This is a genomic window from Longimicrobium sp. (assembly GCA_036389795.1).
GTDB lineage: Bacteria > Gemmatimonadota > Gemmatimonadetes > Longimicrobiales > Longimicrobiaceae > Longimicrobium.
Map to the genome: position 1 here is coordinate 1 of DASVWD010000238.1, position 8,391 is coordinate 8,391.

The following is an 8,391-nucleotide window of genomic DNA, read 5'->3' on the forward strand; positions in this document are numbered from 1 at the left end:
CCGCCCCCGCGCCGCCGCCGTGGCCCCCCTCTCCCGCCCCGCTGATCGTCGCCACCCGCTCCGCCCGCCACGCCGGCGCGTCCGCCGCGCCGCCGCGCTCTCCGTCTCCCCCGCAGCCGAGCAGGAAGGCGAGCAGCGGGAGCAGACTGATCAGCTTCCGAGAACCGGAGCCCGGGAGGCGTGACGAGTAACGATCGGTCATCGGTCGGAAGGGGTGGAGTGTGAGGAGGCCGGGAAGGGGCGAAGATAACACCGGCGCGCGCGACGGACGAATCCAAATCTTGTCACAGGCGCGTCCATTCTGTACATTTTATGCGACTGCTTTCGTGGAGAGGCACTCATGACCGACCGGGACGAGCTTGATCCGCAGCCGTTCGATTTCCATTCGCTCGCCGATTTCGAACGAGACCCGCGCGGGCATCTGAGCCGGCTGCAGGAGACCGGACGCGCGGCGATTCTGTCGGTCGACGCGAAGGCGCAGGTCGTTGTCCAACGCGCCAGTGCCTATCAGGAGTTGCTCGACCGGATTGATCAGGCAGAGACGATCATCGCGATCCAAGAAGGCTTTGAATCAATCGATCGGGGCGAAGGCCGTTCCGCGCGCGAAGTGATCGAGGCGATACGGGTCCGCGTCAGGACCGGCGAGACCTCGCGAGGTACAAAGAAGTCAGCGCCAGTCGTATGATATGATACGCCGGCCGTTGTCCGTTTAGTCCATTTCTTGCTTTTCCCGGTCCGTGTCATCACCTTGTAACCATGCAGTCTCTCTCACCCCGGAGTAGCTTGATGCGCGATCCCGAGCACCCTTCCGAATTCGACTTCGTTCCTCGCGACGATTTCGAGCGCGACCCTCACGAGCGCATCGAGCGCCTGCTGGAAACCGGACGCGCCACTGTATTGACCACCAACGGCAAGGCGGCGGTGGTGGTGCAGAGCGCGGAGGCGTACCGGCGCCTGCTGGAACGGCTCGACGAAGCCGAGGCGACTCTCGGGGTGCAGCGCGGTCTGGCATCGATGCGGCGTGGAGAAGGGACTCCCCTCGATGAAGCGTTCCGGAGGATTCGTGAGAGCGCGGAAAAGCGCCGCCGTACTGCGTGAAGTACCGGATCATCATCCAGCCATCCGCGGAAGCCGACATCGGCGAGATCTACTTCTTCCTCCGCGAGGTCTATCCTCCTTACGCGGACCGCTGGCTTCTGAGCCTGCACCAGGCCATCGACACGCTGCGCGAGATGCCGCGGCGTTGCCGGCTCTCACCGCAGGGCGACGATGAGGAAGAGGAGATCCGGCACCTCCTGCATGGAGACTACCGGATTCTCTTCGCCATTGCCGGACGGGAAGTCCACGTCCTTCACGTCCGGCACAGCTCTTTTCAGTCCCTGGAGTCCTGAGCGTCCACGCCGGATGTCACGGTGCTCCCGAACGACCGGTGCCCCAGCGGCGGTCTTGCTGGCGGCACCGGCGTTGCGTGCTATCTTTCGCTCCCGTTTTCGTTTCCGAACGTTCGACAGAGGTTCGTGGTGCAGCAGATCTTCCGGCGCCTCTTCAAGCAGAAGTTCGGGAAGGGCCCCGTCTCCGTCCTCCCGCTGGACGGCGACGGCTCCAGCCGGCAGATGTACCGGCTGGTGGGCGACCAGTACGAGACGGCCATCGGCGTGGTGGGGCCCGACCGGGAGGAGAACCGCGCCTTCCTGTCGTACACGGAGAGCTTCCGCTCCATCGGCCTGCCCGTGCCCGAGGTCTACGCGGTCGACGAGAAGGCGGGGGCGTACCTGGAAGAGGACCTGGGCGAGACCACCCTCTTCGACGCGCTGGCCGCGGCGCGCAAGGAAGACCCGGGCGCCGACTTCCCCGCCGCGATGGTGCCGGTCTACAAGCGCGTGGCCGAGATCCTCCCCCGCTTCCAGGTGGAGGGCGGCAAGGTGGTCGACTACTCGGTGGCGTACCCGCGCGCGGCGTTCGACCGGCAGTCGATCCTGTGGGACCTGAACTACTTCAAGTACCACTTCCTCAAGCTGGCCCACGTCCCCTTCAACGAGGCGCGGCTGGAGAAGGACTTCCGCCGCTTCGCCACCTTCCTGCTGGGCGCCGACACCCGCCACTTCCTCTACCGCGACTTCCAGAGCCGCAACGTGATGCTGGTGGGCGGCGAGCCGTGGTTCATCGACTACCAGGGCGGGCGGCGCGGGGCGCTGCAGTACGACGTGGCCTCGCTGCTCTTCGACCCCAAGGCGGCCATCCCCGAGGCGTTGCGCGAGGAGCTGCTGGAGCACTACCTGGACACGCTGGAGACGCTGCTGCCCCGGGTGGACCGGGCGCGCTTCCGCCAGCACTTCCGCGGCTACGTGCTCGCGCGCATCATGCAGGCGATGGGGGCGTACGGCTACCGCGGCTTCTACGAGCGCAAGCCGCGCTTCCTGGCCAGCGTGCCGCAGGCCATCCGCAACATCGAGCGCATCCTGGAGACGGGCTTCCTCCCCGTGGAGCTCCCCGAGCTGCGCGCCGTCTTCGAGCGGATCTGCTCCTCGGCCAGCCTCAGGCGCTCGCAGCCCAAGCCGCTCCCGGGCCTCACCGTGTACACGGGGAGCTTCAGCTACAAGCACGGCTACCCGGACGACAGCACGGGCCACGGCGGCGGCTTCGTGTTCGACTGCCGCGCCATCCACAACCCGGGGCGCTACGCCGAGTACGCGGACCTCTGCGGGTGCGACGAGCCGGTGATCGGCTTCCTGGAAGAGATCCCGCAGGTGGAGGAGTTCTGGAAGCACGTGAAGGGGCTGGTGGAGAACCAGGTGGGCGCCTACCTCACGCGCGGCTTCACGGCGCTCTCGGTGTGGTTCGGGTGCACGGGCGGGCAGCACCGCTCGGTGTACTTCGCCAACCGCCTGGCCGCGCACCTGCGCAAGCAGTTCCCCTCCGTGAACGTGGTGGTCACCCACCGCGAGGAGGCGCGCTGGCCCGCCAGGCCGGCCGAAGCCCCCGAGGCCGCCGCGGAGCCCGTGGCCGCGGCCACGGCCGCCACCGCGGGCGCGGCGCGGGCGTGAGGTCCAAGGGGCGGGTGAACCCGCGGCAACAACGGCGAAAAGCCCGCTTGCGCGGGCTCGTTCGGCGTGGAGGCGGGTCCGGCTCGCGTCGCCTGCCCCGTTCGGGATAGGCCGGCGTGGACGCGATGCTGCTGGCGGCGGGGCTGGGGACGCGGCTGCGCCCGCTCACCGACCGGATTCCCAAGGCGCTGATCGAGGTGGGCGGGGTGCCGATGCTGGAGCGCGCGGCGCGGCGCCTGATCGCCGCCGGGGCCGACCGGCTGATCGTCAACGTCCACCACCTGGGCGACCAGATCGAGCGCTTCCTGGAGGAGCGCGGCGGCTTCGGGGTCGACTGCGTGGTCTCGGCGGAGCCGGGCGACGCGCCGCTGGAGACGGGGGGCGCGCTGGTCCTGGCCGAGCCGCTCTTCCGCGGGGACGCTCCCTTCTTCCTCCACAACGCCGACATCCTCACCGACCTCCCGCTCCGGGAGATGTACGACGCGCACCTGCGCTCGGGCGCGCTCGCCACGCTGGCCGTGATGGAGCGCGAGACGAGCCGGCACGTCCTCTTCGACGACCGCGGGCTGCTGGGGCGCACCGACGAGAAGAAGGGGCTCGACCTGCGGGCGCGCGCGCCGGAGGGCGAGGTGCGCAGGCTGGCGTTCGGCGGGGTGCACGTGATCTCGCCGCGCATCTTCGGCCTGCTCACCGAGCGGGGCGCCTTCTCCATCCTGGACCCCTACCTGCGCCTGGCCGGCGCGGGCGAGACGATCCTCCCCTTCCGCGTGGACGCCTGCCGCTGGATCGACATCGGCAGCCCGGCGCAGCTCGAGGAGGCGCGGCGGCGGGTGGGGGAGCTGGAGAGTGCGTGAGTGCGGGAGTGCGGGAGTGCGCTGGTACGGAGTACGGGGTACGAGGTACGGAACCGCGACGAGCCCGGCCGCAGGGTCGAGGCATGCCTCGACCGGCGGCGCTGGTGACGCGAGCCGACCCCTGCTTCCGCGCCGAACGAGCCCGCGCAGGCGGGCTTTTCGCGTTTGCCGCCGCGGGCTCACCCGCCCGCAACGGCGCTCCGGCCTTGAACCTGCGAGGGGCAACCGATAGTCTTCCGGACCGATTGCCGTGCGGGGGAGAAGGTCTTCCCCGACCGCTGAACTCACGCTCCGCGGCCTGGGAATGGACTTCATCCGCTCGCTGCTCGACTACGTCCTGCACCTCGACACGCACCTCGCCGAGCTGACCAGCGAGTACGGCGCGTGGACGCACGGCATCCTGGCCGGGATCCTCTTCTGCGAGACGGGGCTGGTGGTGACGCCCTTCCTCCCCGGCGACTCGCTCCTCTTCGCGGCCGGCTCGCTGGCGGCGCTGCCGGAGTCGGGGCTGAACGTGCTGTACCTCTACCCGCTCCTGCTGGCGGCCGTGTTCCTGGGCGACAACGCCAACTACTGGGCGGGGCACCACTTCGGGCGCCGCATCTTCAAGCCCGACGCGCGCATCCTGAAGATCGAGTACCTGCGCCGCACCGAGCACTTCTACGCCAGGTACGGCGGCAAGACCGTCATCCTGGCGCGCTTCGTCCCCATCGTGCGCACCTACGCGCCGTTCGTGGCGGGCGCCGGGGCCATGCCCTACCGCCGCTTCCTGGGCTTCAGCATCGCGGGCTCGCTCCTGTGGATCACGCTCTTCCTGTGGGGCGGCTACTTCTTCGGCAACATCCCGTTCGTGAAGGACAACTTCGGGCTGGTGGTGATCGCCATCATCCTCCTCTCCGTGCTCCCGGCGGTGATCGAGGTCCTGAAGGCGCGCCGCGAGCGGCGGCGCGCGCCGACGCCGGAAGCGCCGGTGCGGCCGTGAGGCGCGTGCCCGCGGGGCTCGTCGTGGCCGCCGCGCTCGCGGCGCCCGTCCGCCTGGCGGCGCAGAACCCGCCGCCGCGCGACACCATCGTGGTCGTGCCCCACGACGGGGGCTCCGATACGACGCCCGGCACCGACGGCGCGTCCAGCCGCCGCAACCCGCGCTGGGAGCGGCCGTTCTCGGTGCGCAGCAGCGGCCGGGTGGCCGCGCACGCGCCCGCGCGCGAGGTGGTGTGGCTCTCCGCCGACAGCGTGCGGGCGCGCCGCCGCGCCGCCTCGGCCGACACCGCCGCGCCTCCCCCCGTGGTGGCGATCGACTCGCTGGAGGCGGCGGCGAACCCCGGGCGGGACGCGGAGGCAGAGCCGCCGCGGCGCGGGAGGGGCCGCGGCAACCCCCCGGCGGTCAGCACGCGGACGCACACCGTGGCCGAGGGGGAGACGTTCTTCGGGATCGCGCGGCGCTACGGCGTCACCACGGCGCAGCTGCGCGCGGTGAACCCCGACGTCGACTGGGAGCGCCTGGAGATCGGCACCGTGCTGCGGCTCCCCGCCCGCGCGCGCGTCCCCGCCCAGCAGCCGGCCCGGCGCGCGGACGAGCCGGGAGAGCGCCCCGCCCCGTCGGGCGGCCGCGCGGAGCCGGCCCGGCCGACGCAGCCGCCGGCGCAGCCTGCGGGGCGGCGGACGCACACGGTGGCGCAGGGGGAGACGCTGTACGGGATCGCGCGGCGCTACGGGGTGACGGTGGACGCGCTCAAGGCGGCCAACAACCTGGAGGGCGACCGCGTGCGCGTGGGGCAGACGCTGGTGATCCCGCGCGCCCAGCCGCGGTGACGCACGCCCGCCGCGGCCTTGCGGCGGAGTCGGGACAGGGAAGGGGAGTCGGAACCGGAACCCGGGGGGAGGCCATGAGCGAGACGGGCGCGCCGCGCGCGGAGGTGCTCCGCACGCGCGACTTCGTGGGGTGGGCGGTGACGGGGAGGGACGGCGCCAACATCGGGACCGTGTCGGACCTCCTGATCGACCGCCAGGGGCGGGTGCGCTACCTGGCCGTGAACCGCGGCGTCTTCCGCAAGAAGGCCGTCCTCCTCCCGGTGGAGGCGCTGGACTGGGGCGAGGGGTCGCTCTCGCTGGGGTGGACCGACCCCGAGGTGACCGGGCTGCCGCCGTACGACCCCGACGTGCCGCTCTCCGAGGCGGTGCTGGAGGAGCTGTCGCTGGCGTACCCGCGCTACTACCGCACCGCGGGCCCGCCCCCGCCGCCGATCCCCGCCGAGGGCCCCAACATCGTCCCGCTGAAGGAGGCGAAGGACTTCCGCCTGGCCAAGGGGGCGCCCAACCTGCGCGGCTGGACCGTCTACGCCAGCGACAACGAGAAGGTGGGCGTGGTCACCGAGATGCTGGTGGACCCGGCGGCCATGAAGATCCGCTACCTGGACGTGGACCTGGCCGACGACCTGTTCGCGCTCAGCGACGACCGCCACGTGCTGATCCCGCTGGAGGCGGTGGACCTGCGCGAGCGCAGCGAGGACGCCTGGATCACCAACGCCACCTCGCGCGAGATCGCCCGGCTCCCGGCGTACACCGGCGGCGCCGTGGACCCGCTGCTGGAGGAGGCCGCCGTCCAGATCTTCCGCCTGCAGACCTACCCCCCGCCCGCCGGGGACGAGACGGCGCTGCTCCCGCCGCAGGGCGCCGCGCCGCCGCCCCCGCCGCCCTCCGGCGGCTTCGCGGAGCGGGGCCCGGTCCCGCCGATCGGCCCGGGCGCGCGCTCGGCCGAGTTCGACGAGCGGCCCCCGGCACCCCCGCCCCCTCCGCCGCCGGCGCCGATCGTCGACGAGTCCGCGCCGCCTCCGCCCCCGCCGGGCGAGCGTCCGCCCGTCTGGGGGTCTGCGGGCGAGGGCTACGCGCCTCCGCCCCCGCCTCCCCCCTCTCCGGGCGAGCGGCCGCCGATCATCGTGGACGACCGGCCGCCGCCGGAGCGCTGAGCGGCGGCGAGCGCCTCCAGGGCCTCGGGCGGGGGGGCGATCCCGCGGTCCCCCGACATCTCGGCGAGCGCGGCGTACATCCGGCGCCGCGCTTCGGCCATCAGCGCGGGGAGGTCCGCGTCGCCGAGCCCGCCGGCGGGGATCGGCTCCAGCACGCGGACCTCCACCTCCTGCGGCTCCAGGCGGCGGGCGTGGATGTCGGACTTCGGCTTGAGCGGGGAGACGACGACCGGCACCAGCGGCGCGCCGGTGTTCACCGCCATCACGAACGCCCCCTTCTTGAACGGGAGCATCACCCCCGGCTCCTTCCCCCGCGTCCCCTCGGGGAAGATCCACACCCCCACCCCCCGCGCGCGGATCGCCTCCTCGGCCTCGCGCAGCCGCCCCACCGCCTGCTGCGAGTTCTTGCGGTCGATGCGGATCTGCCCCGTGGCGTCGTACAGCCAGCCGAAGAGGGGGACGCTCGCGACCTCCTTCTTGGCGATGATCACCGAGCCGGGCTTGAAGCAGCGCGCCAGCGCCGGCACGTCCAGCAGGCTCTGGTGGTTGCAGACGAAAATGCACGGCCGGTAGGCGGAGAGCCGCTCCTCGCCCATCACGCGCGCCCTGAGCCCCAGCGGCGGCGCCACCCAGCGCGCCACCCACCGCGCGTAGGCGTACGCCACGCCGGCGCGGTCGCGGCGGAAGAGCGCGACCACGAGTCCCCAGAGGGTCACGGCCGCGAAGGCGGCCCCGGCGGCGAGCAGGCGCAGGTAGAACATCAGGGGACAGGGTACAGGGAACAGGGGACAGCGGGCAACTGGGAGGGGGAGGGTGGAGCGCCGGACGCCAACGCTTTCGGGCGGGCGGGGGTCTTGGAAACATGCGTTCGAACGACGATGGAATCTCCGGGGCCGGCCCGGCGCTCGCCGCCGCCGGCCGCAAGCGCGTCCTGCTGGTGGACGACGACCCGGACCAGCACCAGACGTGCGGGGTGCTGCTGGCGCACCTGGGCTACGAGGTGATCTCCGCCTACCAGGGCGACGAGGGCTTCGAGGCGGCCCGCGCGCACCGGCCGCACGTGATCCTGCTGGACCTCCACATGCCCACCGTGGGCGGCGACACGGTGGCGCGCGCCCTGGCCGACGACCCGGCCACCGAGGCCATCCCCATCATCGTGGTCACCGCCGACGCCTTCGCCCGCGGCCGCATGGACGACCCGCCGCTCTCCATCCGCGACTGGCTGGTGAAGCCGTGCGTCCCCGCCGAGGTGGCCGCCGCCGTCGCCGTCGTGATCGGCGAGCCCGGGTAGTCGGGCGAAGGCTCTCATACCGTCTTTCGAGATTCGCCGTGCATTGGAAGCTGTCATTCCGAGTGGAGCCCGATGCGCTGATCTCGCGTTCGCCACCGAAGTCGGCCGGGCTCCCGAGGAATCTACCCGCGGCCGGCAGGAGGCCGGACCGATGCACGGAGCCAGCGTCCGGGCGGGGTGAGTAGATTCCTCGGGCGCCGCCCAACTGAGGTGTGAAATTCGGATCGGTGCTGCGG

The 8,391-nt window shown here is 72.0% G+C and carries 11 protein-coding genes; 9 read left to right on the top strand and 2 right to left on the bottom strand.

Going from position 1 to position 8,391, the window contains the following annotated elements; genetic code table 11:
• A partial coding sequence (locus tag VF746_27965) for a hypothetical protein (protein HEX8696287.1) occupies positions 1–202 on the bottom strand: 202 nt, incomplete at its 3' end.
• A 138-nt stretch (positions 203–340) separates the two neighbouring features.
• On the opposite strand from VF746_27965, the gene VF746_27970 reads away from it, so the two are divergent.
• From VF746_27970 to VF746_28005, 8 genes are all read left to right on the top strand, one after another.
• Positions 341–685 (top strand): hypothetical protein, encoded by a 345-nt coding sequence (locus tag VF746_27970; GenBank protein HEX8696288.1) that lies wholly within the window; start codon positions 341–343, stop codon positions 683–685.
• Positions 686–786: 101 nt separating this feature from the next.
• On the top strand, positions 787–1,098 hold the full coding sequence (locus VF746_27975) for a hypothetical protein (protein ID HEX8696289.1): 312 nt from the start codon (positions 787–789) through the stop codon (positions 1,096–1,098).
• Positions 1,095–1,391 carry a type II toxin-antitoxin system RelE/ParE family toxin gene (locus tag VF746_27980; protein ID HEX8696290.1) on the top strand — a complete coding sequence of 99 codons (297 nt, stop codon included), beginning with the start codon at positions 1,095–1,097 and terminating at the stop codon, positions 1,389–1,391. Before VF746_27975 ends, VF746_27980 begins: the two co-directional genes overlap by 4 nt.
• A 129-nt stretch (positions 1,392–1,520) precedes the next feature.
• A complete protein-coding gene (locus VF746_27985; GenBank protein HEX8696291.1) occupies positions 1,521–3,044 on the top strand; it encodes an RNase adapter RapZ in 1,524 nt (507 codons plus the stop codon).
• Positions 3,045–3,169: 125 nt separating this feature from the next.
• Positions 3,170–3,898 (top strand): nucleotidyltransferase family protein, encoded by a 729-nt coding sequence (locus VF746_27990; GenBank protein ID HEX8696292.1) that lies wholly within the window; start codon positions 3,170–3,172, stop codon positions 3,896–3,898.
• A 304-nt stretch (positions 3,899–4,202) separates the two neighbouring features.
• Positions 4,203–4,880, top strand: a complete 678-nt coding sequence (locus VF746_27995; protein ID HEX8696293.1) for a DedA family protein — start codon at positions 4,203–4,205, stop codon at positions 4,878–4,880.
• Positions 4,877–5,710, top strand: coding sequence for a LysM peptidoglycan-binding domain-containing protein (locus VF746_28000; protein ID HEX8696294.1), 834 nt, complete (start codon positions 4,877–4,879; stop codon positions 5,708–5,710). Before VF746_27995 ends, VF746_28000 begins: the two co-directional genes overlap by 4 nt.
• A 74-nt stretch (positions 5,711–5,784) precedes the next feature.
• Complete coding sequence (locus VF746_28005; GenBank protein HEX8696295.1) at positions 5,785–6,864, top strand: PRC-barrel domain-containing protein; 1,080 nt, start codon at positions 5,785–5,787, stop codon at positions 6,862–6,864.
• Here VF746_28005 and VF746_28010 read toward each other — a convergent pair.
• Positions 6,780–7,625, bottom strand: a complete 846-nt coding sequence (locus tag VF746_28010) for a lysophospholipid acyltransferase family protein (GenBank protein ID HEX8696296.1) — start codon at positions 7,623–7,625, stop codon at positions 6,780–6,782. The genes VF746_28005 and VF746_28010 overlap by 85 nt on opposite strands.
• A 101-nt stretch (positions 7,626–7,726) precedes the next feature.
• Between VF746_28010 and VF746_28015 the strand changes: the two genes are divergently transcribed.
• Positions 7,727–8,155, top strand: coding sequence for a response regulator (locus VF746_28015; protein HEX8696297.1), 429 nt, complete (start codon positions 7,727–7,729; stop codon positions 8,153–8,155).
• Positions 8,156–8,391 lie beyond the last annotated feature (236 nt).

Excerpts from the sequence above, each read along its gene's own strand:
- VF746_27970 (HEX8696288.1), top strand. The coding sequence starts at position 341 with ATGACCGACCGGGACGAGCTTGATCCGCAGCCGTTCGATTTCCATTCG.
- VF746_27975 (HEX8696289.1), top strand. The coding sequence starts at position 787 with ATGCGCGATCCCGAGCACCCTTCCGAATTCGACTTCGTTCCTCGCGAC.
- VF746_27990 (HEX8696292.1), top strand. The coding sequence starts at position 3,170 with ATGCTGCTGGCGGCGGGGCTGGGGACGCGGCTGCGCCCGCTCACCGAC.
- VF746_27995 (HEX8696293.1), top strand. The coding sequence starts at position 4,203 with ATGGACTTCATCCGCTCGCTGCTCGACTACGTCCTGCACCTCGACACG.
- VF746_28005 (HEX8696295.1), top strand. The coding sequence starts at position 5,785 with ATGAGCGAGACGGGCGCGCCGCGCGCGGAGGTGCTCCGCACGCGCGAC.
- VF746_28010 (HEX8696296.1), bottom strand. The coding sequence starts at position 7,625 with ATGTTCTACCTGCGCCTGCTCGCCGCCGGGGCCGCCTTCGCGGCCGTG.
- VF746_28015 (HEX8696297.1), top strand. The coding sequence starts at position 7,727 with ATGCGTTCGAACGACGATGGAATCTCCGGGGCCGGCCCGGCGCTCGCC.